The organism is Methylobacter sp., from assembly GCF_023227905.1.
Lineage (GTDB): Bacteria > Pseudomonadota > Gammaproteobacteria > Methylococcales > Methylomonadaceae > Methylobacter_A.
This window is the reverse complement of sequence record NZ_JALOCF010000005.1, coordinates 1-26,666: the sequence shown is the minus strand read 5'-3', so window position 1 is coordinate 26,666 and position 26,666 is coordinate 1. Positions and strand designations below refer to the sequence as shown.

Genomic DNA, 26,666 nt, shown 5'->3' with positions numbered 1-26,666 from the left:
CTATTGAAAGGTACTTTGCGATGATGCCTCTAAAAAAAATACTCAGCGAGATTTTGGCCTGCAAAATCTGCGAGGCGCAACTTCCCCACGGCGCCAGGCCTGTGCTTCAGTTTCATCCGAAAGCGCGGATTTTAATTGCAGGACAGGCACCGGGGAGAAAGGTTCATGATTCGGGGGTGCCGTTCGACGACGCAAGCGGCGATCGTTTGCGGGACTGGATGGGCGTGACGCGCGAGGTTTTCTATGATGCTGGGAAAATTGCGATCTTGCCGATGGGCTTTTGTTATCCCGGTTCCGGCGCATCAGGAGATTTACCGCCGCGACCGGAGTGTGCCATCGCATGGCGCGAGCAGCTTCTGGGGAGTCTTAAACAGCTTGAAGTCACCTTGGTGCTGGGCCGCTATGCGCAAGGTTACCATATGAATACAGCCAACTTGCAGGTCACTGAAACCGTACGGGCATGGCGAACTTACTGGCCAAAAGTCATTCCTCTACCGCATCCCAGCCCGAGAAATAATCTCTGGATTCGCCGAAACCCGTGGTTCGAAGCCGAACTGCTCCCGGCGCTTCGAAAGCGGGTGGCCGAAGTGCTCTGGCAAGAGCCGGGCTGATAAGAACAAGTACATTAGGCACCTAACGATGCTATTGAGGTTCTGGATAGGCGGCAATTCTTGTTATCTTGGGAGGTAACGATGAAACTTCAACTTAAACGGGTTTATGAACCGCCGGCGGATAGCGACGGGATGCGCATCCTGGTTGATCGCCTATGGCCGCGCGGTCTTTCAAAAGCTGAGGCCAAGATCGATTTCTGGGCCAAGGAAGTGGCTCCCTCCAGTGAGCTTCGGCGTTGGTATCAACATGAGCCGGAGAAATGGCCCGAATTCCAGCGTAAATACCTTACCGAATTACAAAGCCATCCGGGCCCGGTGCAGGAGCTTATCGCCAAAATTGGCAATGGCCGAGCCACTCTCTTGTTTAGCTCCAAGGAAGCTCGTCTTAATAATGCCGCAGCTTTAAAAGAATATTTGGAAACGCTTTTGTGAAGGGCTTAAGGTTCTAGCGACTTTGTAAAGCCGATTGCAGAGGCCAATATGCCGGGTTTGCAAAAGGGCGCGTAACAAGGCGCGGAATTAGTTCGCGCCGGTTTATCCAGGCCGAAGCTGGGGTTCATCAGCTCCGACAATTCGCTGCAAGCCAACCTGATAGGATGTCTCCAGTTGGAGAGTAGGGTGTTTAGTCGGACTTATTACTTTTCCACTTGAGCGATATGAAAAGCGTCTGTGTAAATATCGCTCATAGACGCGCCTTTCATAAACGCCATTTTCTTGGTCTGGTTGATCATTTCCGGATGGCCGCACAGAAAAACCCGCCATCCGTTTAAGGTTTCAGTGGATGATAAGGCAACGTCATGAGCGCGGCCCCGGATATGCTCCGATTCAACATCCTCTCCTGAAAGACAGGGCGTGTAATAAAAGTTGCCAAACTTTTCGGCAAGCTCGCGCATCTCATCGATGAAATACAGGCCGTTAAGATCGCGGCTACCATGAAACAAATGAATCGGCCCGGAGTGGTCTTGCGCCAAAGCATCGGCAATAATGCCGTAAAGCGGAGCCAGGCCGCTGCCGGTTCCGATCAGCATTAAGGGTTGTTCTTGACGTCCGGGCAGATAATGACAAGAACCTTGCGCTTCTGAAATGGCTAATTGAGCGCCTACCTCCAATTCATCATAAATCCAGTTGCTGAATTGGCCGTTCGGCAAGCGGCGAATATGAAACTCGAGAATGTTTTCATGAGTCGGGATATTGGCAATCGAATAACTGCGGGTTAAGCCATCGGGCCGTTTTAAATTAACAAACTGGCCCGCGAAAAAAGTAAACGGGGTTTGATATTGCAAAACCAGCTGTACTATATCGGGCGTTAGCAACTGTTTTTTGATAACGACGGCATTAATTGACGCGCCTTGATGGTTAGGCAAGGCAACCGTCATATTCTGCTCAGGATGACAGATGCAAGCCAGGAAATAGTTCTGCTTTTGTAAGGTATCTTTAAGGCCGACTTGGGCAGAGACAGGTGGAGAATTATCAAGGCTGCGCATTTGGCAGGCTTGGCAAAGTCCTTGGCGGCAACCATTGGGTACCTGTATGTTTTCCCTTAGCAGGGTCTCCAGTACAGATTCACCCGGTTGGCAGGAAAATGTTGATCCGCCAATAGTTATGCTTCGCATGGTCTCCACCTGGTGTTTCGTTATTTACCCAATACGTCGTTGCGTGTGCTTTCCGCAATGGCGGCAGCTTCGGCGATCAGTTCTTGCGGCACATTCAGCTCGTTTAATGTGGCGCCAAGATGCTCCATTACGGCATCGAAGTGGCTGGCATTCAAGCCCATTTTGACCAGGCGGGCATGCGCATTACGCATGTCTTGACCGCTGTAATTGTTCGGGCCGCCAAATGCCATGGTAAAAAAGGCTTTTTGCTTGGCGATTTGTTGATCCATGTCAGTATTGTCAAAAAAACGGTTAATGCGGTAGTCCGCCAGCACTTTGCGGTAGAAAATATCTACGGCAGCATTGACAGCCGCTTCGCCGCCGATTCTTTCATAGAGTGTTTGGCCTGTTTCTTGAGTATCGCTCATTATTAGTCTCCAGTATGTGTAATATCATTATTATTTTTATAAGCAAACTTGCTCAAAGGGGAGTTTATAACAACAGGTGATTTTTTGCTATATAAAACTTTTACAAGTTATATATGTCATAATAGGTTATTATTACCGCACACTTAACACATAGGATGAACCCGCTAATGCTTCAGAAGATCAGTTCCCGCCAACACCAAATACTTGAGCATTTGCTGGAAAGCAGGAATGGCTTGAGTGTTGATGAGCTGGCTAAAGCGCTGGATATTTCCAGAACGGGTGTGCAGCAGCATTTTGTTGTTCTTGAGCGGGACGGCTATATCAAGAAAAGCATGCTTAATAAAACAGCCGGGCGTCCGGTGACGATTTATGTTTTAACTGACAAAGGCAACAATTATTTTCCCAAGCAATATGCCTGGTTTTCAGAATTAATCCTTAGCGATTTGCAACAGGAAATAGGTCCTGAGCGATTTAAAGCCTATATGCAAAAACTGGGCAGCAAGCTGGCCGATAAGCTGCGCGGCAAATTTGAAGGCAAAAATTTAACCGAGCGCATTGATGAACTGGCTATAGTCATGACTGACCTTGGCTTTCAAGTAAAAGTGGACGTGGAACCCGAAACTGAAAACCCGAATATGCAGGCTTATAATTGCATTTATCATGATTTGGCTCAAAAACACCATGAGATTTGCGAGTTCGATTTGGTGCTGATGTCTTCGTTGCTGGATAAGGATGTTGAGCAGTTAAGCTGCATGGCTAAAGGCGATTGCAAGTGTAGTTTCAGGATCAAGTAACTTACACAGCGTCTAGTGCATAACGATTGATCAGTTGCCGATAATAGTCCGCTTCATCGGTTTTTCCGCGTTTGGTAACCCCGGCAAGGTAAATGCGTGCTTTTTTTACCAGCATCTTTGCCGCCGCTTGCCGGTCTTGCTCGGACAGTTGACCGCCATCCATGATTTTTTGCAAAGCGCTGATGCGAAACCGGTCCATGCCCCAGAGTGCCATCGATAGCTGGTCTTCATGGCCGCCATGCTTATTTATCTGCGGCTGTTCAACCAATAAAACCGGGTAATTGGCGGCGATTCTAAGCCACAAGTCATAATCTTCACAGGCCGGCAGTTGGGTGTCAAACAGGCCTATGTCTGCAAATACTGAACGGTGTATCAAGGCCGTGGACGGCGATATCGCGCAGAGCGGCAAGCATTCGGTAAATATCCAGCCGCCAGTTTTGGCGTATTTCTTGGGCACTTCAACCCGGGCTCCGTTGCGTATCCAGTTTTCTTCGGTATGGCAAATCCTGTATTCAGGGTTGGCCGTCAGCGCCGCTTTCTGGGCGGCCAGCTTTCCAGGCAGCCATTCATCATCAGAATCCAGAAGCGCCACCCAATCACCGTTTGCTTGCTGTATGCCAAGATTACGGGCCGCACTGACGCCGAGGTTTTCCTGATGGCAGTAGTTTATCTGAGGGAACTCCTGGCGAAGCATGGATTTCGTGCCATCGGTAGAGCCGTCATCAATTACTATGACTTCAGTCGGCAACGATGTTTGACAGAAAATGGATAATAACGCGCGCTCCAGCAATTCTCGGCGGTTATAAGTGGGAACGACTACTGAGATTTTCAAAAAAATCCTTATGATTTAATTAATTTTGAGCTTTTAATAATCGACATAAATTAAAGCCGCTAACTAAAACCTCTAGGAATGCGTTCATGTCGATTGCAGTTCAAATGAATCCGGAAAAAACAGCAGGCTTATCAACTGATAACTTAACTACAAAACGAAAGACAGAAAGTCTGGTCTTTGTCTTGCCATATTGCTGAACTTATACCTTTTTCGGCTAACCGGGCGGTAAGGAGGAAGTTGGCCCGATTTTCCGAAATACTCATTAATTATATTTCTCTTGGCCATTTTAGTGTTTGCGAATATTTGCTCGCCGGAGCCGATAAGTCAGACCCCGCATTATCAGTCATGAGAAAAATTGCTCTGGCATTGTCGGCTTCTACAGAGGCGGCGGCATCGTTCAATGATAAATATGGCAGTGATGCAGCCCTTATTCTTGACAACCTAAAACATGACTTATCGGCCAATAAGGAAATTGGTTCATATCATAACCCGCCCGGATAGCTGGCGCACTTATTGGCCGAATTTATTCATACCGAATCCTGAGGGATTATAAGTGCAGAGCAGTGGCTTTATTTAAACGATCATTAACTGCTCGCCATGGCTCTGTTTGCGGGGGCAGCTCTATCAGAATCACATCCAGTTGCAAATTATCCAGCTCCCTTAGTGCCGCATAAAGGCTTTGAGCGTAGTTAGCGGCTTGTTCGGGCAAATGCAAAACACGGATTTGACCGGTTTCCGCTATATCCAATTGATAAGTCAATAAGCCAATCCTTTTGCCCTCAGCGATCAACTGCCGGATCCTCTCCGGCAACTGTTCTGCCGGGCAGCGCATAGCCGGTGTGGTCGGCGCATAATGCACGGCCATCATGCCCGGCGCACGGGTTTCTTCCGAAATTTCCGGGGCTGGCGCGCCTGATACTAAAGGCATCAGCAACTCGGTTTGTAAAACCGCTTCAATTTGCTGACGGGTGATATGTCCCGGCCTGAGCAATCTCGGCTTGCTGCCGCTTAAATCGATAATCGTCGATTCAACGCCGACTTCACAGGCGCCGCCATCAAGAATCATATCGACCGCATCGCCCAGCTCTTCGCTGACGTGACTCGCTTGGGTCGGGCTGATCCGGCAAAAGCGGTTCGCCGACGGCGCGGCAACACCGCCGCCAAAGCTTTTTAGCAAAGCCAGCGCGACAGGATGATCGGGCATGCGCAAACCAACCGTTTGTTGGCCTCCGGTCACTTCCAGCGGCACTTCGGGCTTTTTAGGCAGGATGATTGCCAACGGCCCCGGCCAGAACCGATTCGCCAGCTTTAATGCAGCGTCAGGCACGGTGCTGGCCCAATCGTAAAGGCTGTCAATATCGGCGATATGCACGATTAATGGGTGGTCGGCAGGCCGTCCTTTGGCTTTAAAGATAGCCGCGACCGCATCAGGATTGCTGGCGTCAGCGCCAAGGCCGTAAACCGTCTCGGTCGGGAACGCCACCAGCCGGCCTTGGCGCAATAAATCAGCCGCGCGCTTAATCGCGTCGGCATCGGCAACAATCGGTTTAATGTTCTTCATCATGCTGAGGGGGCGATTTCGATCAAGACTTCATCCGGGTTGGCCGGCTCGCCTTTAACCACATGCACCGCTTTTACGGTTCCGCTTATCGGCGCGGTTACTTCGGTTTCCATTTTCATTGCTTCGGTGATCAAAACGGCTTGTCCGGCAGTCACTTGCTGGCCGGTTTTGACTAATACATCCAGGATGTTGCACGGCATGCCGACCACAACATCGCCTTCCGTCGAAGGTCTGGCGCGCTTACGGGAAATCGCGCTTTTAACCGCGCCCTGGGTGCCGCCCTCCAGGACTATTTCGTCCAAGGTTTCAACCACGATGTCTTCGGGAACGCCGTCCACCATGAAATAAAAATGCCGCAAAGTCTGGTTTTTCGGGCCGGTACCGGTGACTTTGATATGATAGGACTCGCCATGTAACGCCACATTAAATTCGGTCGGCGCTTTTTTGACTGCGTCAGATGCTCTGGATTCAATTTCTAAAGGTTCAGGCACCAGCGTGTTATTCAAGCGCTGTTCCAAAAACGTCCGGCCGACTTCAGGAAACATCGCATAGCTCAGCACGTCCTCGTCATTCAGCGCCAGTTCGCCGATTTCCTGGCGAAGATTGTCGAACTCAGGTTTCAGCAAATCGGCAGGGCGGCAATCGATGACTTCCTCCTTGCCGATCGCGCGTTTTTGCAAATTGCTGTCAACCGCTGCCGGAGCTTTGCCATAGCCGCCTTGCAGGTAGCGTTTCACTTCATTGGTGATGGTTTGGTAGCGTTTGCCGGTTAATACATTCAGCACGGCTTGTGTTCCTACGATTTGCGAAGTCGGCGTCACCAGCGGCGGATAGCCCAGGTCTTTACGCACCAGCGGGATTTCTTTATAGACTTCGCCGATCCTATCCAGTGCATTGCGCTCTTTCAATTGGTTGGCTAAATTGGAGATCATGCCGCCGGGCACTTGAAACACATGCACTTGCGTGTCGATGCCGGTGAATTCGCTTTCGTAACGGCGATATTTTTTCCTGACTTCGGCAAAATAGCTGTTGACCGCTTGCAGCTTGTCCAAATCCAGGCCGGTATCGTAAGGCGTGCCGCGCAAAGCCGCGACGAAGCTTTCAGTCGGCGGATGGCTGGTGCCGCCCGCCCAGGATGAGATAGCGGTATCGGTATGCAGACAGCCGGCTTCGATGGCTTTGAGCTGGCACATTTCGGCCAACCCGGACGTGGCATGGCAATGCAGATGCAGCGGCAGGTCGACCGCATCTTTCAACGCTTTGACCAGCTCGCCGGCGGCATACGGCGTCAACAGTCCGGCCATGTCCTTGATTGCAATCGAGTCGCAACCCAAGTTAGCCAAGTCTTTGCCTAGTGCGACAAAACCGGCCACATCATGCACCGGGCTGGTGGTGTAGCAAATCGTGCCTTGCGCATGTTTCCCGGCGGCTTTAGTCGCTTCAATCGCGGTTTTAAGGTTGCGTACATCGTTCAGCGCATCGAAAATCCTGAACACATCCATGCCGTTTTCGGCGGCCTTGGCGATAAACTTTTGCACCACATCGTCGGAATAATGGCGATAGCCGAGCAGGTTCTGCCCGCGCAGCAGCATCTGCAAGCGGGTTTTTGGCAAAGCTTGCTTTAGTTTGTGCAGGCGCTCCCACGGATCTTCTTTCAGAAAACGCAGACAGGCATCGAAGGTCGCACCGCCCCAGCACTCCAACGACCAATAACCGATATCGTCAAGCATCGGGCAGGCGGGCAGCATATCTTCGGTGCGCAAGCGGGTCGCGATCAACGATTGATGAGCGTCCCGGAGAATAACGTCGGTAATGTGAACTTTTTGCATCTGTTTTTCCTTGGGTTACAGGCCGGTATGGGCCGCCAACACAGCGGCGATCACGCTGGCCAATTCTTCGGGTCGGAGTTTGTTGGAATAATTAACCAGTTCGGGATATTTATCGACAAAGCCGGTATTAAAGGTCGCGGCCCTAAACTCGGGATGGCGCAGAATTTCCAGGTAATAAGGGATGGTGGTCTTAATGCCGAACAGGCCCATGTCCTTCAACGCCCGTTCGCCGCGCTTGATAGCATCTTCCCAAGTTATCGCGCTGACAATCACTTTAGCCAGCATGGAGTCGTAAAACGGCGGAATTTCATAACCGGTATAAATCGCGGTATCGGTGCGCACGCCGGGACCGCCGGGCGCATAGTAACGCGTAATCCGGCCGAAACTGGGCAAGAAGCCGTTTTGAGGGTCTTCGGCATTAATCCGGAACTGGATCGCATAACCGCGCCGGACAATTTCGTGTTGCTTGAAGCGCAACGTCAATCCGGCCGCGACGCGGATCTGTTCCTCGACGATATCCACGCCGGTCACGGTTTCGGTAATGGTATGTTCGACCTGTACGCGGGTATTCATTTCCATGAAATAAAAACGATCTTTATCGTCCAGCAAAAACTCCACGGTACCGGCATTGGTGTAGCCGACGGCTTTAGCAGCAAGCACCGCAAGACCGCCGATATATTGGCGTTGCGCTTCGTCGAGTTGCGGGGACGGGGCTATTTCGATCAGCTTTTGATTGCGTCGTTGAATCGAGCAATCGCGCTCGTAAAGATGAATGGTATTGCCGTGATGGTCGGCCAACACCTGGACTTCAATATGCCGGGGATTAATGATGCATTTTTCCAGAAACACGTCGGCGCTGCCAAACGCTTTGGTCGCTTCGGAAATGACCCGCTGGTAATTACGCTGCAAATCATCGGCATTATCGCAACGGCGGATACCGCGTCCGCCGCCTCCGGATGTGGCTTTGAGCATGATCGGATAGCCGATTTTTTCGGCTACGGCCAGTGCTTGTTCAACGCTGTCCAAATTGCCGTCGGTGCCCGGCGTGACCGGAATGCCTGCGGCAATCATCGCTTTTCGGGCTTCAGTCTTATCGCCCATCCGGTGGATCACCTCGGCATCGGGGCCGATGAAAATAATGCCGCGCTCTTTGCAGGCTCTGGCAAACTGGGCGTTTTCAGACAAGAAGCCGTAGCCCGGATGAATCGCGTCGCAGCCGGTCGCAGCCGCCAAATCGACGATGCCATAGACATTCAGGTAGCCCGCTACAGGTTCGCTACCGATACAATAAGACTCATCGGCTTTTTTGACATGCAGCGCAAAGCGGTCTGCGTCCGAATAAATGGCGACTGAGCGTATGCCCATTTCGGCGCAGGCGCGGATGATGCGCACCGCGATCTCGCCCCGGTTGGCAATTAGAATTTTTCGTAACATAAATATTCCTTAAGCTTGCCGCTATTGAGCCGAATTTAAGCTGGAAAACACCAGGTCTTCCAGGAATAAAACAATCTCCGCTTCATCTTTGTTTTTGCCAAAGTCAGTCAGCGCCGGCAGATTGTTCATAAAAAAACTCTGGAAATGCGCCATTTCAATAATGGTGGACGCTAATGATTTCGGGTATTTGTAACGAGGATTACACTCCAAAATCATATTTCCGATAACAGCGCAAAGGTCTTTGTAGGGTTTAAACAAGTGATCCTTGTTATCTTCCGATACCCGTTTAGTCAAATAGGCTTTGGAGCCTTCCGTGACAATAATCTGATGAAGAATGCCTTCGTCTACATAGCTGGTTCTGATATCGTCTTCCACGGTAGTAGCCAGCAATTTAATGACCATTTTGAGCTTAACAACAGGGTCTTTAACGTTATTAGTCTGAAAACTAACCCGATACTCAAGCCAGCTCCAATACCAGGCGGTAATGTATATTAACAATCGGTGCTTGTTTTCAAAATACCGGTAAATACCTGCTTCGGTGGTGCCGATCGCTTCGGCGAGTTTTTTAAATGTAAATGCTTCAAAGCCGTTTTTATGGATGAGCTGAATACTGTGCAGAATGATTTTCTTGCCCAGCTCGGATTGCTCCGGATCCCTGAGAAACAATTTTTCATTCATTTTAATGTGTAGCTGTATTTCCATCGCTTTGGTTTGGCTTGTTTATCTCAAATAGTAAGGCACGTTGCCCGGTTGTTCTAAAAAGGGCTATTGCACGTCATTGAAGAAATAATAACCGAAGTATTGCCACTTTAAAAGATAGTGTTACTATTATTTTCAGATGGTGTTGCTATTTTACTTTTATTCTCCATAAGGGGCAGGCATGAAAAGATCTATACCGTTACATAGCAATAAAGATGAATCGCCGGATTTTTTACGCGGTGCCCTAATGTGGAGTGGTTCCGTTACGCCGCGTATCTTGCCCAATCTGCTGGTGATGACTTGTTATTGCGGGTTAGTTGTTGCATTGGATCAGTATTGGCGGCCGTTGCCGCATCTTGATGTGACGCCGCTTGAATATACCGGGGTGGTGCTCGGTTTGGTTTTGGTGTTTCGGACTAACGCGGGCCACGAGCGCTGGTGGGAGGCTCGAAAGCTATGGGGAGGCATTGTTAACCAAAGCAGGAACATCGTTATTGAAGCTTTGAACTACACTAAGCTTCAAAATTGCAGCTCTGAACAGGATGTGTGGCGTAAAGAAATTTTGAAGTGGACGGTCACGTTTTCTTTTGCGGTCAGAGAATCCTTACGCAACGGCAAAGACTTTGATAATTTAAACGGTCTACTGAGCGAACAGGAACTGGAAATGCTGAAATCCGCGGTGCATATGCCGCTGTTTGTCGCCAGTAAAATAGCTTCATTAATTCAGCAAGCCAGGGTTAGCCGTTATATCGATGGCTTCACTTTTAGGGAGTTGGAGGGGCAGCGAATTTTGCTGGTTGACCACCTTGGCGGCTGCGAAAGGATCTTAAAAACGCCAATGCCGTTGGTTTACGCGATCAAAGCCAGGCGCTTCATTCTGACTTTTTTGGTACTGCTGCCGTTTTCTTTAATAGACAATTTGGGTTTCAGCGCGGTGTTTATCTTCTTGCTAGTCGCTTATCCATTGTTGTCTTTGGACAGGATTGGTATTGAATTGCAAAATCCGTTCGATACAAAGAGCTTAAGCCATTTACCCCTGCATACTATCTGCGATGGGATAAAACTTCATTGTCAGGCGTTGCTGGAACAGTCACGCCAGGAAAACACTTGGCGATAAAGTTGGGCTGATTGAAAAATAAAGGCCGGCGGATATTGTTCCGCCGGCCTTTTCCCATTATTTTGATTCTGGGGCTACTTTAGGCTCGATTTTAGGCTCTACGATTGCTTTAGGCGTTTCCGTCCCATCGCTTTCCGCCGCACTTTGCAGATAAATTTGCTTCAAACGATTAAAAGCTGACCATAAGGTTTTATCCATAACAACCACGTTGCCAATAGAAACAATGACCCGGGTTAATTCGGGTATTTTGTTTTTGATCGAAGCCAGGTAAATGGGTTGTACATACAGAACGGTGCTGCCCATCGGCAGGATAATCATCCGACCCATCTCAACAACAGAACCGGCCTGGCCCCATAATGTAAATTGGGCAGAGATTTCGGGGTTCTGGTTAATCAAGGCTTCAACCTGTGCCGGACCATTGACCTGAACATCCTTGCCGAACTTGTAAACGGTAATGCCGGGCTTGTAATCCAGGCTGCAAGTGGTGGTATCGAGTGTTCCGGCAATGCCTATCATACTAAGATTGCTTCTGTTAACCGGCGTCATCGGGTTAATCGACACAAACTCTTCCATATCGTTACAGTTGCCAAAGTCCATGGTCTGATAATAAGGCATTACCGGCTCACCGCGGACATTGGCAAATTGCCAGGTTTCTGCCTGTTCGTAGAATAATTCAGGGGTTTGTTGATGGTACTTGGCGAACACTTTCATCTGCAGATAATAAAGATCGCGGGGATAACGCAAATGCCGCTTTAATTCGTCCGGCATTTCTTGCAGACTTTTAAATAAGCCGGGATAGGCACTGCTGTAGGCCTGAATGATGGCATCCGATGGATCTGAAATATAAAAATCAACATCGCCATCAAACGCATCGACAACAATCTTTACCGAGTTGCGGATGTAGTTGAAATTCTGTTTGCCTTCCAGGAAATCATCGTCCGCAGGCTTGGAGACCGGATACCGGTTGGACAAGGTGTAAGCATCCTGTATCCAGTAGAACCGATCCTGGGTTATAACCAGATAAGGGTCTTTATCCAGATGCAGGAAAGGGGTCAGCGTATTAATGCGGTCGGTTATATTCCGGCGCATCTTGACTTTGCTCTCTGTGGAAATGTTGGGTGAAAAAAATATTTTTTCATCCTTGAAATAAAAGGAAAACAATGCCTTTCTGAACAGCGACGGAATGGGGATGCCACCCTCGCCGTGATAAGCTTCCTCTATGACGGGCTCAGAGCCGGCAATGCCGACAATGTTGAGCTTATTGGGGACGATGGCATAGGAGAATTTTTCCTGGCCGTAGTAGATGTCCGGGTGCTTGACGTTGAAGCCGACGTCGGAGTGCATGTTCAGGTCGCGCAAATACCAGACCAGCGGGTTGTCGGCATCCTGTGCTGCGGGAGTAACGACAGCGCCATAACCGTGGGTATAGCGCAAATGGATGTTTTCCCAGTTCTGCGCTTCAGGCGGCAGCTTGGAAACATTGACTTCCCTGGCTGCCAGATTAACCTGCCGGGTGTGGTCAAGAATAAAATAGCGGTCTTCATCGACAGACAGGATTTTATAATAAGGTCTTATTTCCTGTAGCTGTCTATAGCTATGAACGATAAATTCCCTGTCCCACACCGGAATATTTTCAAAATGTTTTTGTGTGCTCCACGTTTCGATATCCTTGGCCGCATCCAGTTTAACGCGCAAATCAATCGTTTTGATATTCTTCAAATCGTAAGCGGCCAGCGTTGAATCGATATTGTGCTGTATAAGCGACTTATTGGTTTTAACCGGATTCGGGTTGACGATGTATTTTTGAATTAAATTGGGGATAAATTGGACATTCGGTAAAAATGCAATAAAAAGAAATAAGCCGAGTGAGATTAAAAACGGCGATTTGACCCGGTGTTTTTCCGAAAAAATAAACAGGCCAGCTGTTATCGCTGTCGCTACGAAGGTAACGATCTCTAGCCAGATCAATGGCAAGTGATAGCGCAATTCAACAAAGCCGGGACCGTAAAACACCGGTTCGTGCTTATCGGTATAAAGCAGGCTATAGCGATCCAGCATGAAGCCCCAGACCACAAAAGCCACTACAAAACCGATCAAGGTCGTTAGGTGAATTTTGGCTCCTAACGGGAATTCCGAGTTTTGGCTAGGGATAAAAACATGTTCCAGCCAATATAAGACACCAACCATGCAGAAAATCAGCGAGGCGGTGGTCAGCAGTTCCTTCTGAATCAGCATATAAGTCGGGTAGGACAGCATATAAAAACTGACATCCTTGCCGTAAACCGATTCGGTTACGCCCGAATCGCTGCCGAAAAAGTACAGCAGTGTCGTTTCCCACTGGTTATAAAAGGGAATGGCAATAAATACGGCAAGTATTAGCGATATCGGTGTGTACACGGCTGCCGATCCGTTTAAGAAGGTGTCGGCAAAACGTTGAAAGCGTCGGCGCTTATCTAAATTGCTGAGAATCTCATCCGGCGGATTTAAGCCCAGGTAGCGCGAGGCAATCCAGAAGTGAAAAAAGAAAATGGCAAAAAACGCCAGCGTGACTGCGCCGGAAAGAAAGAACTTGTAGAGCAGTCTTAGCCAGAAGTAGGCCTCAAGCTTCAATGATTCGAACCACCATAAGTCGACAAACAGATCGAGAAATATGAAGTAGAAGGCGACATATAAAATGATAGCGACAGCAAGGGTCGCTCCAATTATCGCGGGTAGAAGCTTCAGGTTCCGCATAGTGTCCTCTTAGTAGAAAATGTTTTAAACGTATTTGTTTGGTGCATTTTTTAGATGTTAGCTATTCGATCCAATGCGCACTTTAACCGTATTCTAGCATTCAATAGTAGGTTCGTAATGATTTAGACATTATGGCTTATAACTGATAAAGGCCTGCCGGCAGCCAAACTGAACAGCATGAATCCTGAAAAAGCGTTTAATCCGCGAAAATCACTAAAAGCGCGAAAATATTCAGCGAATCCGTAGAATGGATACGATGGCTATAAAATACTACTGGCTTTGCTGGCCGTTCCGGTAAATCCAGCCCCGGCGGCGCATCCACTTTTCAATTTCCACCATAATGAACACAATCGAAGAAAGCGCCAGACAGAACAACAGCTCGTCGCGGCTCAAAGCCTCGGTCTTGAAGATAGGCTGCAAAACCGGCACATACAACACCGCCATTTGCAGGCCGAAGGTCAACAGCACCGCACCCAACAGCAGCTTGTTGGAAAACAGTCCCTGACTGAACAGTGATTCCCGTTCCGACCTGATCGCCAATACATGTCCCATCTGCGACAGAGTCAGCACCGTGAACACCATGCTCTGCCAATGCGCGGAGCCGGTATAATAAGCCCAACCTTGGGAGAATAACGAAACGCCGCCCATCAATAGGCCGATCCACAGGATATGTTGCCACATGCCTTGCGCAAAAATGCTTTCCTGAGGCGGACGGGGCGGCCGTTGCATAATGCCCCGCTCTTCCTGCTCGACAGCCAGCGCCAACCCCGGCAAGCCATCGGTGACCAGATTGATCCAAAGAATATGAATAGGCAGCAACGGAATCGGCAAGCCCAGAAAAGGCGCCAGAAACAACGTCCATATCTCCGCCGAGTTACTGGTCATCGTGTATTTGATGAACTTGCGGATGTTGTCGAAAATCCGCCGCCCCTCGCGAACGGCTTTCACAATGGTGGCAAAATTATCATCCAGCAGCACCATGTGCGATGCCTCACGCGCCACATCCGTACCGATCTTGCCCATTGCGATGCCGATATTGGCGGCGCGCAAAGCCGGCGCATCGTTAACGCCGTCCCCGGTCATCGCGACGAACTCTCCCCTATCCTGTAACGCCTTGACGATTTCGATCTTCTGCTCCGGCGCAACGCGGGCATAAACACGAACGTCTTCGACCTGTTTCTCGAATTCGGCAAGGCTCATCTGCGCCAGTTCCGACCCGGTCAGCACCTTGCAGCCGTCGTCGACGATACCGAGCCTGATTGCGATGGCGCGGGCAGTCGCCGGGTGATCGCCGGTGATCATGACCGGCGTAATCCCGGCAGTCTTGCACAGCGCCACCGCGTCCTTGGCTTCCGGGCGCGGCGGGTCCATCAGTCCCGCCAAGCCCAGAAAACACAATTCGTCTTCGACAGAGTCCGCGCTCAGCGTTGACGGGCGTTCGGGGAATTGCCGGTAGGCCAGGGCCAGCACCCGCAGGCCGTCCGCCGCCATTTGCTCGGCGGCAGCCAATATTTTTTCTTTCGGTAGAGGCTGCGGGCCGTCACTGGTCCATAGGCTAATGCAGCGAGACAGCACATTCTCCGGCGCGCCTTTGGTGTAAGCGACAAGTTCGCCATTTTCCTGATGCAGCGTGGTCATCAGCTTGCGCTCGGAATCGAAAGGAATCTCATCCAGTCGCGGTGTTGCTTTGACGAGATCGGCGCCGACATAGCCAACGCTCTCGGCCGCTTCGTACAAGGCGGTTTCGGTAGGGTCGCCCAGCAGTTGCCCTTCGTGGTTGCGGCGGGCGTCGTTGTTTAAGGCGAGCGCCCGTAACAGCGGGGCCGGAAAGTCGTCGGCGATGCCTTCCCGCAAGCGCCCTTCGACGTAAAACGCTTCGGCATGCATGCGGTTTTGCGTTAGCGTGCCGGTCTTGTCCGAACAAATGAAAGTCACCGAACCCAACGTTTCCACGGCAGGCAGGCGGCGGATCAGCGCGTTTTTGATGACCATCTTGCGCGCGCCGATGGCTAAAGTCACCGTCGCTACGGCGGGCAGGGCTTCCGGGATAGCGGCTACCGCCAGACTGATAGCGGTCAGCAACATCAACATGGGCTCTTCGCCGCGCAACAAGCCGACCGCAAAAATAATCGCGCAGACGGCCAAAACCAACAGGGCAAGGCGCATGCCGAAGCTGGCAAGACGTTGTTGCAGCGGGGTTTTGGTCTCCTTGCCCTGGCGCAGAAGCTCGGCTATTTTGCCGAGCTCAGTGTCCATCCCCGTGGCGATGACGATGCCGACGCCACGGCCATAAGTCGCTACCGTTCCCTTGTAAGCCATGTTGAGCCGGTCGCCGAGCGGTGAATCCAGTTCCCGAATCAACGCTCCCGATTTTTCGACCGGCAGCGATTCGCCGGTCAGCGCGGCTTCCTCCACCTTGAGCCGCGCCACATCCAATAGCTTGAGGTCGGCCGGGACGATATTGCCAGCTTCAAGCATGGCCAAATCGCCGGGAACCAGTTCCTTGGCAGCGATGGTCTGGGTCTTGCCCTCGCGCAGCACTTGCGCGGTGGGGCTGGACAAGCGTTTGAGCGCGTCCACGGCTTTTTCCGCGCGGTACTCCTGGATGAAGCCGATGATGGCGTTCAACACGACAATCACACTGATGGCGATCGTATCCGTCAAATCGCCGATCAAACCCGAAACGATGCAGGCCATAATCAGCACGATAATCATGAAATCGGCGAATTGCCCGAAAAACATCCGCACCGGTCCCCGGCGGCTTTGTTCCTTAATGGCGTTCGGTCCGTAGGTTTCGAGGCGTTCTTTTGCCTCCTGATGATTGAGGCCTTTTTCTGGATCGACCTTGAGCCATGCAGTGGTCTGCCAGGGTTCCAGGAGATGCCAGGGAGGTGAAGGAGGCTGTTTGCTTTGATTCTTTTGTTGGTTGGGCAAGGTTCGATCTCCTGTAAAACAGACGCTACAATTATTTCAGCTTATATAGTAATTGCAATAGCACCTAAAAATGGAAATAACGTGGACATTGGCGCATTGAATTGTCGGGTATAAACAAGATGACCGAACTATCGAGCTGCGATAGCAGAAGTTAAAAGCTTAAATATAAAATCCTAATGAATTATGTTAGGTTGCGTGGATACTAGATAATAATTTTTTAGGAGTACGTAAGATTGCTTAATTATTCTTTTTTTCCATTCAAAAATATTTTAGAGGAGCTTGATGGCAGTGACTTATCTCTTTTGCGTGATGTTTCAGAGGGTTGGTATATTGATTATAAGGTACAAGGCTTAAAAATATCTGACTATGGAAAGCACTTGGCCGCCTTTTCCAATCAATATGGTGGCTGGCTAATCATTGGCGTAAGTGAAAAGAATGATGGTTCTCGAACAGCGGGTGAATTTCCTGGTGTAGAAAAAAGTGAAGTAGCAAAAATCACGTTAGCTTTAAGAGAGGCTGCATCGGCTCATGTTAATCCAGAAGTTCTATATGAAGAAAAAGTCATTGATGGGCCAATAGATGAAATAAATCTAGCGAAAGGAAAATCTATTGTAGTGGTTGGCATACCTAGAAGTGTTGCTACGCCGCACATACATTCTTCAGGCAGAATTTATCGTCGTGTAGCGGATCAATCTAAACCAAAAGAAGAAACAGATAGATATATTCTTGATGAGCTATGGAAACGAGGTAATGAACATCAACAGAAAAATGTTATGCACTTAACTAAAACACCAGAATTACCAGAATGTCAGTCTAATTCTCCGTGGGCATATATTTTCTTCAAGCCAAGCGAAAGGCAACTACCGCCGACCAAGAAGTTAAGTTTTGATGAATTTGTACGTATCGTTACAAATTCAGATAACAGCATAGTTGGTGTGCATGCGCCACTGCCTGCTGCCCATAGTGCCTTGAATGGCTTTGTTGCTAGGCAAATTGGAGATAATGATCCAAGTCTTGCTTTGTTGACTATTCGTTGGTGGCACGATGGAAGCGTTCGATTTGATATTCCTCTAAATCTCTACGATTTATCTAATTTTGCCAAGACACACGAGAAAAACATCTATGCAGGTCAATATTGCGGGATTGCATATGAAAATCAGTGTCAAGATATGAAAATCGTCGATTACGCTATGTTTGTTCCAATTATTGGGGCGTTAACTAATTGTTACCTTCATATGCTTAAAGCTACTGACGACCAACGAGATGTTTTTTCGTGTTTTACTTTACGAAATGTATTTCATACATCGCCATTTGTAGATTCAAGTTGCTTTATAGATAGAATAAAGTCTTTGTCTTTACCATTGACAATGGATCGTGAGATAGTCCTTCCCAAGGAGCCGACTGAAGATAATATGTTTATTCACAAGGCGGAATTGCGGAAATTGAACTGCTCTATTAGTAATGATGAATATCAGACTGTTCCATATGTGTTCGCAACGCCTCTAATCTACAGGATTTTTAACTCAGTAGGGCTGGCTCCCGACTGGGATAGTTTTGTAGAAGATATTGAAGCATGGGGTTTAAATAAGATTAACAGTATAGCGTCTCCCCCTAACGGTTAAGTTCGATGTAATGGCTGGAGCTCGATAGGATGGGTAGAGTACGCGAAACCCTTAGACCTCAGGTAATTGTTTCTGCAAGAAGTACAGGGTTAAGTCTTGCAATCACATATTCCGCCGTTCAGGCAACAAAGCGGCGTCCTGACGTAGTGCAGGCAAGATAAAAATTGTCGTCCCTCCAAACATGGAAATGCCGGGAATAATCAACATGCCCGTTCGACAGGACTTGTAGGTTTACCGCTTCAAGTCCCGGTAAAAGTTTTCATGGGAACCCAGCAACAGCAATAGACGAGTGCCGGGATCGTATTCGTAAGCCAGTAACATCAGCTGCTCATTGCATTTGAACTTATGCACAAACACTCCTGCCAGATCGCCTTTCTTGGCTTCGCCGATGGTCGGGTCACGAACAATTTCAGCTACGGCATCATCTACATCGGTTTTCTGATTCGGGTGCAAGCGCTTATAAGCCCGTTTGAACATTGCGCTTTGCAGTACCTGAATGGCATCAGCCATCAATTACGCTTTCCTTCGGGAACGAAGGGGGTGGCAAGCGTCGGTCCTTCTGCACGGGCAACCAACAAGTCACGGACGAAATCAATCGGCAGATCGGGGTTGTCCAAGGCGGTTCTTCCCACCAAAGCCCAAAACTCTATTTGCCCGGCAATCGTGCGCCGCTCAGCCTGCGCTTGCGCCCGTGCCTGTTCGTACAAATCATCATTTATGCGTACCGGCATTCCCATAGCTTCACTCCGAAATAAAATACTACAAAAGTAGTTTCATGCTAAAGCAAACGTTTTAGGAATGCAAATACAGGTTCGCTCGGATACGGGCGGTTTTTGGACTGTTGGGTTTCACAATAACGAGCAGAGTTTTCAGGCCTGAGGGATAAAACAAGAGGCTAATCCAATAATTCCAACTGGAACTATTGGATTAGCCCGGTAGGCCGGAATAAGTCGGTTTGAGTGACAGCGAAAACTGGCGTTGCTTACATGGACAGATATTTGCTCCTGCAATATCTGCATTCACCACATCCCTGTGGATTATGTAGGTAAGGGGCGTGAGCACGACTGCAAGGATGCAGGAGGTAGGCGGAAAACCGCTCCTGCGTTTTCTGCATTCGCCACTTCCCTGTGGTTTAGCAACGCAGGAGCAGTTGCCGAGGAGCGGAAGCTTTTCCGGCAACCCCTACTTAAATTAGCCGGAAACACCACCTTGCGCTACGCGCTTGGATGGCCTTATTCCGGCCTACGCCTGTATCCAAGTCGTACCGATCCTGTCATGTTGAAAGATACTCGGATTAAGGCTGATTTTGCCGATAAAAGGTTAAAATTTGAATTTGCGTCCCCTCAATTCTATACAGAATAGAAAATCGCTGATAGCTTAGGCGGCGTATGTCTTCACCATACTCCGGCATCGGTGTTCCGGATTCGGGGAATAATTTGAGGGTGTTTTCCAAATAAGCTTCTATTTTGCCGATATATTCTTTAACAAAGCGTTTTGATTGGGTTTGTTCATATAGATATTCGGCAAGCTCTTCCAATCGTCGCAGAGCCTTAGGCGATAAGACGATTTCCGGTTCACTCTTCATATCTTCGTTTGACTTGGGTAAACGCATCCGCCAGTTTTACGCTTTCGCCCTGTTCAAGTTGGTGTATGGAAATGCCGATATCGTCTTTAATTCTTGTAGTTTGTATGAATTGGCTGAATTCTTTGATCAGGCGGCTGTGATTATTGCCATAGGTTTGTTGCAATATGTGTTCTATGTCGGGGTTGTCGATAGTGATATTAATCATGGTTCAACTCCTAATGGTTGTTTTGCTATTTGAAAATAATAAGTTACGGTTTTTCTTCCTTGCCCTGGCATGCCCGAAACAATCAAAAATTCAATGTATAAACTGCTGTTTATCCTCTATTGCCTCAATTTATTAGCACAGGTGAATTTTGTAGAGAAAACAGTAATGAGTCTATCTGGCAGGAAATAAGCTTGAAAGCCGGTTTTGGATAAAACAAGAGGCTAATCCAATAATTCCGCCTGGAACTGTTGGATTAGCCTCCTGCCTTGGGTGTTTTGCTTTACGGCTGTATTTGCTTTTATCGCAAAAGGTTTGTGCTTTGTTAAACAGATGCGCGTGCTTCGCGACCAGGTTTTGAATGGGGGCAATTTGCGGCCCTTTCGGATTTTTACGTTTTTTCATGATTTACCTCTTATAATATGTCAAGTTTGTGTGAAGCCACACAGTAGTAATATACCATTTTTTAAGAGTACATAGCGCTAGTGAAATTTAGAAGAGATTTTGATGTCATCGTAGTTGGCGGCGGTCATGCGGGTACGGAAGCCGCGCTGGCATCGGCTCGGTGCGGTGCAAATACATTGTTGCTGACGCAAAATATCGATACCTTGGGGCAAATGAGCTGCAACCCAGCCATCGGCGGGATCGGCAAGGGACATCTGGTTAAAGAGGTCGATGCCTTGGGCGGAATAATGGCGAGAGCTATCGATCGCGGCGGCATTCAGTTCCGCACTCTGAACGCCAGCAAAGGTCCGGCAGTTCGGGCAACCCGCGCCCAGGCGGATCGTCAGCTTTACAAGCAAGCGGTAAGAACGGCGCTGGAAAATCAGCCCAACCTGGCTTTGTTTCAGCAAACCGTGTCCGATTTGATTGTCGAGGGCGGCAGGGTTGCCGGCGTTAAAACGCAAATGGGTTTGAGTTTTACCGCAAGAGCCGTGGTTTTGACCACCGGCACTTTCTTGGGCGGCAAAATCCATATCGGCCTCGAAAATTACAGTGGCGGCCGCGCGGGCGATCCGGCCTCCATCGCTTTGGCCGACCGATTAAGGGAACTGCCGTTTCGGATCGACCGCTTAAAGACCGGCACACCGCCGCGCATCGACGGCCGGACGATCGATTTCAGCAAGCTGGAAGAGCAGCACGGCGACGATCCGGTGCCGGTGTTTTCGTTCATCGGCAAGCCGGAGCATCATCCTCGGCAAATTCCGTGTCATATCACCCGCACTAACAATAAAACTCACGATATTATCCGCTCCGGCCTGGATAGGTCGCCGCTTTATTCGGGAATTATCGAGGGCATCGGGCCGCGTTACTGTCCGTCGATTGAAGACAAGATTGTGCGTTTTGCCGACCGGGATTCGCATCAGATTTTTGTCGAGCCGGAAGGCCTGAATACCCATGAGATTTATCCAAACGGCATATCGACCAGCCTGCCTTTTGATGTGCAGTATGAGTTCGTACGCTCGATGCTGGGCTTTGAAAACGCCGAAATCGTGCGTCCCGGTTATGCGATCGAATACGATTTTTTCGATCCTCGGGATTTGAAATCATCGCTGGAAACCAAGCACATGGATGCGCTGTTTTTTGCTGGGCAAGTGAACGGCACGACTGGTTATGAGGAAGCGGCCGCGCAAGGTTTGATTGCCGGGCTTAATGCGGCTCGATTGGTTCAAGGGCTGGACAGCTGGTGTCCGGGACGCGACGAGGCTTATATCGGCGTGATGATCGATGACCTGATCACGCGCGGTACCCAAGAGCCGTACCGGATGTTTACCAGCCGCGCAGAATATAGGTTGCTGCTGCGGGAAGACAATGCCGATTTGCGCCTGACCGAAAAAGGCCGTGAATTGGGTTTGGTTGATGACGAGCGTTGGCAGGCATTCGAGACTAAACGTGATGCGATTTCGCAATTGCAGGGCGATCTGAAAAAGAAATGGGTCAGAACGGAAACCGAAGAGGCCGGTCAAGTCGAGCAATATTGGGGCAAACCGTTATTACGCGAAGCTAACTTAATGGATTTGCTGCGCCGTCCGGAAGTGGATGTTCAACAGCTGTTGTCGTTTATGGATGAGGCCGGGGATATAGATCCGCAGGTAGCCGAGCAGGTCGAAATTCAGGCCAAATATGCAGGTTATATCGACAGGCAGCAAACCGAGATAGACAAGGCTTTGCGCTATGATCATCTGCGCTTGCCTGAGATTATGGATTACAGCGGCGTTCCGGGACTGTCTAATGAGGTAAGCGAAAAGCTTAAAAAGCAACGGCCGGAGACTTTGGGTCAGGCATCGCGTATCCCTGGCATAACGCCGGCCGCTATTTCCTTGTTGTTGGTTTATTTAAAGAAGAAAAGCGCCTGATGGAAGACTGTCGAAAAATCCTGGTCTCCGGGATAGCCTCGTTAAATTTAAATGTAACTGATCAGCAAGTTGATCAGTTACTCAGTTTTATAAAACTGATTGAGAAATGGAATAAAGCCTATAATCTGACCGCGATACGGGACAGGGAGGAGATGGCGCGGCTGCATATACTGGACAGTCTGACGATTGTTCCGCATATCGAAGGCAAGCGGATCATCGATATCGGCACCGGCGCGGGCTTGCCCGGTATTCCGCTGGCGATCTGTTTGCCGGAAGTCGGTTTTACCTTGCTTGACAGCAATGCCAAAAAAACCCGGTTTGTGCAGCAGGTCGTTTTGGAATTAAAACTTAAAAACGTCGAAGTTTTGCACAGTCGCGTGGAAAATTATCATCCTGAACAAACGTATGATGCCGTTCTTACCCGGGCGTTTGCCAGCTTGCCGGATATAGTGAAGTTGACCGCACATTTGCTATCTAAAGAAGGTGTATTGCTGGCAATGAAGGGGCAAAGTCTTGATGCGGAACTGGCGGAAATTACTGCAAAAAAATCTGTCATCTCGGTTAGCGTTCCGGGAACTGATGTTGAACGATGTCTGGTACGAATACAATCGCCTGAACAGGCCGAGGTAAGCTAGTGGGAAAAGTAATTGCCATAACCAATCAAAAAGGCGGTGTAGGAAAAACTACGACCAGCGTCAATCTGGCGGCTTCGCTGGCCGCGGCTAACCGGCGCGTGTTGCTGGTGGATCTTGATCCCCAAGGTAATGCGGCGATGGGCTGCGGCATCGATAAGCAGGAAGTTAAATATTCCAGCTACGATTTGTTGATGGAAGAAGTGCCGGCGTCGGAGACCGTCATTCAACTGCCGGAAATCGGTTTCTCGGTGATTCCCGGAAACTCTGACCTGACTGCGGCTGAAGTCGAATTGATGCATGCCGATCATAAGGAGCGGCGACTGTCCGATGCCTTAATCCCGATCAAAGCGGATTATGATTTTATTTTGATCGATTGTCCGCCTTCGTTGAATATGCTGACCTTGAATGCGATGGTAGCGGCCAACAGCCTGTTGATACCGATGCAATGCGAGTATTATGCGTTGGAAGGGTTGTCTGCATTAATGACGACATTGAAAAACATCCAAGATTCCGTTAATCCTGAGTTGCATCTGGAGGGTATTCTGCGGACGATGTATGACGACAGGAACCGCTTGACCAAGGATGTATCGGAGCAGTTGATTCGATACTTCGGCGATAAGGTATTTCGAACCTGCGTTCCAAGAAATATCCGTCTGGCGGAAGCGCCGAGTCATGGTTTGCCTGTGCTTAGCTACGACAAAGCTTCGCGAGGGTCTATGGCCTATATTGCGTTAGCGGGTGAAATGATTAGAAAAGAGAAGCATAGCGGCACATGACTTTTAGAAAACGTGGTTTAGGTCGGGGGCTTGAAGCCTTGTTGGCTGATGATTCAGCTAAAGAGAAAATACATCAATCGCAAGCTGTGCAATCGGAGGAAAATCAGCCCTCTAAAGAGGTGGATCAGGATGCAGCGCAGGCCATTGAGGAAGTAGATGATCAAGCGGCAATGGTGGTTGCGTTATTTAAAAATATCCAAAAAGAAAATCGTATGCTGCTTGAAGAGGCAGAGGCTTTAAGAAAGCTGATAGAAGAGTTTGAAGCAACAGTTCGCGCCAGCATGGATTAGTGTAATAGGCGGAAAATGACCAACAGAGAAAATTAAAAGTTATGGCTGTGAAAAAGCGGGGATTAAATCGAGGGCTGGATGCTTTGCTGGGCAATGTTGCCGGGAAAGACGATCAAGGCGAAACCGGGGAAGGCCATCAGCTGCAAACCCTGCCGATCGAGCACATGCAGCGGGGCAAGTATCAGCCAAGAAAGGATATGAATCCCGAAAAATTGCAGGAGTTGGCCGATTCCATCAAGGCGCAAGGAATCATCCAGCCGGTTGTGGTGCGCATGATGGCGCCGGAAAAATACGAAATTATTGCCGGGGAGCGGCGTTGGCGTGCAGCGCAATTGGCCGGATTGCAGCAGGTGCCGGTAGTCATCAAAGAGATAGACGATCGTACCGCAATGGCGATAGCGCTGATTGAAAACATCCAGCGGGAAGACCTGAATCCTTTGGAAGAAGCGGAAGCGCTAAAAAGGTTGTTGGAAGAGTTTGAAATGACCCATCAGCAAGTTGCGGATGCGGTCGGCAAGTCGCGCGTTACGGTGACTAATTTATTGCGATTGATAGAGTTGCACCCGGAAGTGAAAAAACTATTGGTCAGCCGGCAGCTAGAAATGGGGCATGCCAGGGCGCTGCTGTCTCTGGACGGTCCGAAGCAGGTGGCAGCGGCCCACAAGATCGTTAAGGAGGGGTTGACGGTCAGGGCGGCGGAGCGTCTGGTAAAAGACAGTCAAGCAGAACCTAAAATACCTAAGGTAAGGGTAATAGACAAAGACACCTTGCGTTTACAGGAAGACCTGACCGCCAAACTGGGTGCAAAGGTGCTGATTGAGCATAAAGAAAATGGCGCCGGAAAGTTGGTCATTGCTTATTCCAGTCTGGAAGAGTTGGATGGAATTCTCGAGCAAATTAAATAGCGTTATTAGGTACTCTGCCTGTAGATGAAAAACAATAGTAAATGTAAGTTAAATTTAATGTTCCTTGATTTAATGAGGGTCGCTAGATATAATTCCCGAGCTGTTGTGTATGGAGTTGAGCATGACAGATAGAAAGCGCTCTACTGTCAGTAAAGTCATAAGCTACCAGATTCTGGTGATCATAATAATGACATCGGGATTTGCCTTGATAGGGGCTAGATCTTACGCCTTGTCGGCGGCTTTAGGCGGAGCGGCGGCATTTATTCCCAATCTGTATTTCGCGTTAAGGGTGCGCAAATCCGCAGGGCAAGAAGCAAGAAAGATTGTAAGGTCTTTTTACGCTGGGGAATCAGGCAAATTATTATTGACAGCTGCGCTGTTCTTCATGATTTTTCAACTTCCAAACATAGAAATATTACCGCTGCTTTCAGTCTATGTAGCAGCATTATCGGTTTTTTGGTTTGCGTTGTTAATGCGCTGACATTATTAATATTTAGAGAGGAACGATGGCTACCGAAGCTCATGCCGCCGAAGGTGCAACCGGTTATATTATCCACCATTTAACTTCGCTAACCGTAGGCGAAGGTTTCTGGGCATTGAACCTGGATACGTTGTTTTTCTCAGCTGTTCTGGGCGGCCTGTTTGTCTGGTTTTTTAAGATGGCGGCTGACAGAGCAACAGCAGGCGTTCCGGGACTGGTACAGAACTTTGTGGAAATGCTGATTGAATTTGTCGATACGCAAGTTAAAGACAGTTTTCACGGTAAAAATAACTTAATCGCGCCGCTGGCCTTGACCATCTTTTGCTGGGTGTTCCTGTGGAATTTCATGGACTTGTTCCCAGTCGATATATTGCCGTTAATCGGCTCGATGATGGGTATTGAGTATCTGCGCGTTGTTCCAAGTACGGATTTAAATGCAACCTTTGCAATGTCGATTTCCGTTTTCTGTTTAATTATTTTCTACAGCATTAAAGTAAAAGGCCCTTGGGGTTTTGCCAAAGAATTGATGTTTCAACCTTTCGGTCCATGGCTTTTACCGTTCAATCTGCTGTTGAAATTGGTAGAAGAAATAGCAAAGCCAATCTCACTGGCACTTCGTTTATTCGGAAACCTGTATGCGGGCGAGTTGATCTTCATTTTGATAGCCTTGCTGCCTTGGCAACTCCAGCCGGTGCTGAGTTTCCCCTGGGCAATCTTCCACATTTTAATTATCACGTTACAGGCATTCATATTTATGGTTTTGACCATTGTTTACCTGAGCATGGCGCACGAAGATCATTAAAGACTTTTTTAACTTTTTATAATTAACTAACCGTTTGGAGGTTTCATGGAAATTGCAAAATTAATTGCTGATGTACAAGGCATGACTGCTATCGCAGTAGGTCTGGTTCTTGGTATGGGCGCTTTAGGAACAGCGATAGGCTTTGGTCTGTTAGGTGGAAAATTCTTGGAAGGTGCAGCTCGTCAACCGGAAATGGTACCTATGCTGCAAGTAAAAATGTTCGTTGTTGCGGGTCTGTTGGACGCGGTAACCATGATCGGTGTTGGTTTGGCGCTGTTCTTTACTTTTGCCAACCCATTCCTGTCTGCTGTACAAGCTGCAGCGGGTCAATAAGTCGTTTAAATTTAATAGCAACAAGAGGAACGCATCGTGAGTATCAATGCTACTCTGATTGGGCAAATGATTACCTTTGCACTTCTGGTATGGTTTACCATGAAGTACATCTGG

27 protein-coding genes and 2 pseudogenes are annotated in these 26,666 nt (G+C 48.9%); 15 read left to right on the top strand and 14 right to left on the bottom strand.

What is annotated here, in order from left to right:
- The first annotated feature begins 20 nt into the window (after window positions 1-20).
- Window positions 21-611, top strand: a complete 591-nt coding sequence (locus M0R47_RS03220) for a uracil-DNA glycosylase family protein (protein WP_292550233.1) — start codon at window positions 21-23, stop codon at window positions 609-611.
- An 81-nt stretch (window positions 612-692) separates the two neighbouring features.
- Window positions 693-1,043 carry a DUF488 family protein gene (locus M0R47_RS03215; protein WP_292550230.1) on the top strand — a complete coding sequence of 117 codons (351 nt, stop codon included), beginning with the start codon at window positions 693-695 and terminating at the stop codon, window positions 1,041-1,043.
- 203 nt (window positions 1,044-1,246) lie between these two features.
- Here M0R47_RS03215 and M0R47_RS03210 read toward each other — a convergent pair whose 3' ends face one another.
- Window positions 1,247-2,224, bottom strand: a complete 978-nt coding sequence (locus M0R47_RS03210) for an FAD-binding oxidoreductase (protein WP_292550226.1) — start codon at window positions 2,222-2,224, stop codon at window positions 1,247-1,249.
- A 20-nt stretch (window positions 2,225-2,244) separates the two neighbouring features.
- Window positions 2,245-2,631: a group 1 truncated hemoglobin gene (locus tag M0R47_RS03205; protein ID WP_292550223.1), complete on the bottom strand. Its 387-nt coding sequence runs from the start codon at window positions 2,629-2,631 to the stop codon at window positions 2,245-2,247.
- Between the two features lie 167 nt (window positions 2,632-2,798).
- Here M0R47_RS03205 and M0R47_RS03200 point away from each other — a divergent pair, with 167 nt between their 5' ends.
- The gene (locus tag M0R47_RS03200) at window positions 2,799-3,425 is read left to right on the top strand and encodes an HTH domain-containing protein (protein ID WP_292550221.1); all 627 of its coding nucleotides are present in this window, start codon (window positions 2,799-2,801) and stop codon (window positions 3,423-3,425) included.
- 1 nt (window position 3,426) lies between these two features.
- Here the strand turns inward: M0R47_RS03200 and M0R47_RS03195 are convergent, their stop codons facing one another.
- A complete protein-coding gene (locus M0R47_RS03195) occupies window positions 3,427-4,257 on the bottom strand; it encodes a glycosyltransferase family A protein (protein WP_292550217.1) in 831 nt (276 codons plus the stop codon).
- Window positions 4,258-4,422: 165 nt separating this feature from the next.
- On the opposite strand from M0R47_RS03195, the pseudogene M0R47_RS03190 reads away from it, so the two are divergent.
- A pseudogene (locus M0R47_RS03190) lies at window positions 4,423-4,758 on the top strand (Rsd/AlgQ family anti-sigma factor); the annotation flags it as partial.
- A gap of 46 nt (window positions 4,759-4,804) precedes the next feature.
- Here M0R47_RS03190 and M0R47_RS03185 read toward each other — a convergent pair.
- From M0R47_RS03185 to M0R47_RS03170, 4 genes are read right to left on the bottom strand one after another with little or no spacing between them, the layout of a single operon-like run.
- The gene (locus tag M0R47_RS03185) at window positions 4,805-5,821 is read right to left on the bottom strand and encodes an L-threonylcarbamoyladenylate synthase (RefSeq protein ID WP_292550214.1); all 1,017 of its coding nucleotides are present in this window, start codon (window positions 5,819-5,821) and stop codon (window positions 4,805-4,807) included.
- Window positions 5,818-7,647 (bottom strand): sodium-extruding oxaloacetate decarboxylase subunit alpha, encoded by a 1,830-nt coding sequence (gene oadA / locus M0R47_RS03180; protein WP_292550211.1) that lies wholly within the window; start codon window positions 7,645-7,647, stop codon window positions 5,818-5,820. The genes M0R47_RS03185 and oadA overlap by 4 nt, the downstream gene beginning before the upstream one ends.
- A gap of 15 nt (window positions 7,648-7,662) precedes the next feature.
- Window positions 7,663-9,081, bottom strand: a complete 1,419-nt coding sequence (locus tag M0R47_RS03175; protein ID WP_292550209.1) for an acetyl-CoA carboxylase biotin carboxylase subunit — start codon at window positions 9,079-9,081, stop codon at window positions 7,663-7,665.
- Window positions 9,082-9,102: 21 nt separating this feature from the next.
- Complete coding sequence (locus tag M0R47_RS03170) at window positions 9,103-9,759, bottom strand: TetR/AcrR family transcriptional regulator (protein WP_292550208.1); 657 nt, start codon at window positions 9,757-9,759, stop codon at window positions 9,103-9,105.
- A 202-nt stretch (window positions 9,760-9,961) separates the two neighbouring features.
- On the opposite strand from M0R47_RS03170, the gene M0R47_RS03165 reads away from it, so the two are divergent.
- Window positions 9,962-10,897 carry a bestrophin family ion channel gene (locus M0R47_RS03165; protein ID WP_292550205.1) on the top strand — a complete coding sequence of 312 codons (936 nt, stop codon included), beginning with the start codon at window positions 9,962-9,964 and terminating at the stop codon, window positions 10,895-10,897.
- Between the two features lie 57 nt (window positions 10,898-10,954).
- Here M0R47_RS03165 and M0R47_RS03160 read toward each other — a convergent pair whose 3' ends face one another.
- Entirely contained in the window at window positions 10,955-13,630 is a 2,676-nt protein-coding gene (locus tag M0R47_RS03160) for a UPF0182 family protein (protein WP_292550202.1), read from the bottom strand.
- A gap of 270 nt (window positions 13,631-13,900) precedes the next feature.
- The gene (locus M0R47_RS03155; protein WP_292550198.1) at window positions 13,901-16,564 is read right to left on the bottom strand and encodes a cation-translocating P-type ATPase; all 2,664 of its coding nucleotides are present in this window, start codon (window positions 16,562-16,564) and stop codon (window positions 13,901-13,903) included.
- 233 nt (window positions 16,565-16,797) lie between these two features.
- Between M0R47_RS03155 and M0R47_RS03150 the strand changes: the two genes are divergently transcribed.
- Complete coding sequence (locus M0R47_RS03150; protein ID WP_292550195.1) at window positions 16,798-18,186, top strand: ATP-binding protein; 1,389 nt, start codon at window positions 16,798-16,800, stop codon at window positions 18,184-18,186.
- A 231-nt stretch (window positions 18,187-18,417) separates the two neighbouring features.
- On the opposite strand, the gene M0R47_RS03145 is transcribed toward M0R47_RS03150, so the two are convergent.
- From M0R47_RS03145 to M0R47_RS03125, 5 genes are all read right to left on the bottom strand, one after another.
- Window positions 18,418-18,696, bottom strand: coding sequence for a type II toxin-antitoxin system RelE/ParE family toxin (locus M0R47_RS03145; protein WP_292550193.1), 279 nt, complete (start codon window positions 18,694-18,696; stop codon window positions 18,418-18,420).
- Window positions 18,696-18,917 carry a ParD-like family protein gene (locus tag M0R47_RS03140; protein WP_292550190.1) on the bottom strand — a complete coding sequence of 74 codons (222 nt, stop codon included), beginning with the start codon at window positions 18,915-18,917 and terminating at the stop codon, window positions 18,696-18,698. Before M0R47_RS03140 ends, M0R47_RS03145 begins: the two co-directional genes overlap by 1 nt.
- 563 nt (window positions 18,918-19,480) lie before the next feature.
- Window positions 19,481-19,771: a type II toxin-antitoxin system RelE/ParE family toxin gene (locus M0R47_RS03135; protein WP_292550187.1), complete on the bottom strand. Its 291-nt coding sequence runs from the start codon at window positions 19,769-19,771 to the stop codon at window positions 19,481-19,483.
- Window positions 19,761-19,976, bottom strand: a complete 216-nt coding sequence (locus M0R47_RS03130; RefSeq protein WP_292550184.1) for a hypothetical protein — start codon at window positions 19,974-19,976, stop codon at window positions 19,761-19,763. The genes M0R47_RS03135 and M0R47_RS03130 overlap by 11 nt, the downstream gene beginning before the upstream one ends.
- A 171-nt stretch (window positions 19,977-20,147) precedes the next feature.
- The gene (locus M0R47_RS03125; protein WP_292550183.1) at window positions 20,148-20,378 is read right to left on the bottom strand and encodes a hypothetical protein; all 231 of its coding nucleotides are present in this window, start codon (window positions 20,376-20,378) and stop codon (window positions 20,148-20,150) included.
- Between the two features lie 80 nt (window positions 20,379-20,458).
- Here M0R47_RS03125 and mnmG point away from each other — a divergent pair, with 80 nt between their 5' ends.
- From mnmG to M0R47_RS03080, 9 genes and pseudogenes are all read left to right on the top strand, one after another.
- Window positions 20,459-22,330, top strand: a complete 1,872-nt coding sequence (gene mnmG, locus M0R47_RS03120) for a tRNA uridine-5-carboxymethylaminomethyl(34) synthesis enzyme MnmG (protein ID WP_292550182.1) — start codon at window positions 20,459-20,461, stop codon at window positions 22,328-22,330.
- Complete coding sequence (rsmG, locus tag M0R47_RS03115; protein WP_292550181.1) at window positions 22,330-22,965, top strand: 16S rRNA (guanine(527)-N(7))-methyltransferase RsmG; 636 nt, start codon at window positions 22,330-22,332, stop codon at window positions 22,963-22,965. Before mnmG ends, rsmG begins: the two co-directional genes overlap by 1 nt.
- Entirely contained in the window at window positions 22,965-23,741 is a 777-nt protein-coding gene (locus tag M0R47_RS03110; protein WP_292550180.1) for an AAA family ATPase, read from the top strand. Before rsmG ends, M0R47_RS03110 begins: the two co-directional genes overlap by 1 nt.
- Complete coding sequence (locus tag M0R47_RS03105) at window positions 23,738-24,031, top strand: hypothetical protein (RefSeq protein WP_292550179.1); 294 nt, start codon at window positions 23,738-23,740, stop codon at window positions 24,029-24,031. The genes M0R47_RS03110 and M0R47_RS03105 overlap by 4 nt, the downstream gene beginning before the upstream one ends.
- Window positions 24,032-24,072: 41 nt before the next feature.
- Window positions 24,073-24,936, top strand: coding sequence for a ParB/RepB/Spo0J family partition protein (locus M0R47_RS03100; RefSeq protein ID WP_292550178.1), 864 nt, complete (start codon window positions 24,073-24,075; stop codon window positions 24,934-24,936).
- A gap of 121 nt (window positions 24,937-25,057) precedes the next feature.
- Window positions 25,058-25,417, top strand: a complete 360-nt coding sequence (locus M0R47_RS03095; protein WP_292550177.1) for an ATP synthase subunit I — start codon at window positions 25,058-25,060, stop codon at window positions 25,415-25,417.
- A gap of 25 nt (window positions 25,418-25,442) precedes the next feature.
- Window positions 25,443-26,219 carry a F0F1 ATP synthase subunit A gene (atpB, locus tag M0R47_RS03090; RefSeq protein WP_292550176.1) on the top strand — a complete coding sequence of 259 codons (777 nt, stop codon included), beginning with the start codon at window positions 25,443-25,445 and terminating at the stop codon, window positions 26,217-26,219.
- 63 nt (window positions 26,220-26,282) lie between these two features.
- The gene (gene atpE, locus M0R47_RS03085; RefSeq protein WP_292550502.1) at window positions 26,283-26,552 is read left to right on the top strand and encodes a F0F1 ATP synthase subunit C; all 270 of its coding nucleotides are present in this window, start codon (window positions 26,283-26,285) and stop codon (window positions 26,550-26,552) included.
- A 36-nt stretch (window positions 26,553-26,588) separates the two neighbouring features.
- Window positions 26,589-26,666 (top strand): annotated as a pseudogene (locus tag M0R47_RS03080) (F0F1 ATP synthase subunit B); the annotation flags it as partial.